Source organism: Oleiphilus sp. HI0086 (assembly GCF_001635225.1).
This window is the reverse complement of record NZ_LWFZ01001422.1, coordinates 1-1580: the sequence shown is the minus strand read 5'-3', so window position 1 is coordinate 1580 and position 1580 is coordinate 1. Positions and strand designations below refer to the sequence as shown.

Below are 1580 nucleotides of genomic sequence, written 5' to 3'. Positions count from 1 at the left end.
TTTCTCATTCGACTGCGACAACTACTACGAGGCAAAGCTCTCGTTTAATTTTTTTTCAGCAAGCGCTTACTTATTATGTAACTTGAATAAGGGGTTGGTATTGGCTATAACGGCTGCCACATCACCTTTATCTGAATTATCAATTTTCGCCGCAGACAGTTCTGCTCTGCTTTCACAAACCGTGAAACCTTCAGCAAGTATGCAATCTCGCTCTTCAGCAACGTCTTCACTCGAAATTGAGTTGCTACCCTTAATTAGCCTCTTTGATATAGGCGTGTACTTTCCTTGTGCCAACTTTCGATGGTATTGAGGTTCAAACGAGAGTTGTTTTTGAGCTTTATTCTTCATCAGTATTCCGGTCTTAATATTTAGTTCTTCTATTTTAGCTTAGAAAGAGATCCAATCCGTAGCCACCACCACGCTATAGACATCTACCCCATAGTCTATCACTCCAAGGCTCAACACTACACAGTGCTTTGAAGCGGGATATCGGTAAATACAGTGATAAGAAATGTAAATCGACTGAGAAGTTTGGAGAGAGCCCGGAATTACCTGGTACGGATCAGAGTCAATCAAAGCCTACGCCCAGACACAGTGACCATCGGTGGGACATTAGAATGAGAGAAATAGCTCTGTTTTGAGCTACCTCTTTTAACTCGAAACAATCATTGCTCAACACCCAGTGTTTTGCGTTTAGAGTCGGATTAGCTGTTACTTTGGAATCCCTGCAGCCCATCATCAAGGGACTAATTTTATGCACGGAACAGAAGTCTGCTATCGTTTAGCCACTCACTTGCTAAAAAGCCAACGACTCTGGCCAGCTATATTTAGCGCTCGGTTTAGTCATACGCTAGTTCCTTTTAAATCTTAGTGCTAGCCTAGACCTTGCAGTTAGTTGTGCTCGATTGGACGCTTACATTTAAAGAAACCGAACACATTTTCTGATCACACTCCCATCATATTGTTTATATTAGCTGCACTACTTGCGCTCTTTTCTCTCAAATACATCATATCTAGTTTTATTAGGACCTCAACAAAGGAACATAGTTCTGCAAAGACGGTTTCAAACGTTGCATGGCTTTTCGTTGTCTTGATGGTTTGCTCGACAACCTCTTTTAAGCTTCGTTTTCCATCTATATGTTCAAACAATGCTTTGCTGTGTGGGTTTCTTTTTAAGGTAAACATTTGGTTCAGTTGTATTTGATTTCCTGGTGCAGAAAACGCCTTAAGCAAATTTTGCTTACGTTCATTTTGGCCGTAAATGGTGCTGATGGCAGGAACCAGATCTGTATTCTTTATGCTAGGAGTAGAAGTTTCCTTAAACGAAACAAAACAGCATTGTTTCATGATTTGACCAAACAACAACTCGCAGATAGATTGCTGTTTTCTAAGCGGAAGTTGTTTGATTGTGTTCAACAGCTCTGGGTCACGAATATAGGTTTCGGGATAAAAAATCATGTCACCAAGAGGGTGGTCAGGATTATATAGTTTATTTAACTTCAATCCTGCATTTTCAACATAGTCGTACATTTCGTTTACGGTATAGGCCCGGTCTTGAGAGTGTATTAGTAGATCGTATA

2 protein-coding genes are annotated in these 1580 nt (G+C 40.5%); both read right to left on the bottom strand.

Features of this window, described 5'->3' with window-relative positions; translation table 11 throughout:
• Positions 1-66 precede the first annotated feature (66 nt).
• Positions 67-348: a hypothetical protein gene (locus A3756_RS24225; RefSeq protein WP_068507647.1), complete on the bottom strand. Its 282-nt coding sequence runs from the start codon at positions 346-348 to the stop codon at positions 67-69.
• A gap of 597 nt (positions 349-945) precedes the next feature.
• Positions 946-1580 (bottom strand): hypothetical protein (locus tag A3756_RS28290; RefSeq protein ID WP_197481517.1); only part of this gene is annotated, 635 nt, incomplete at its 5' end.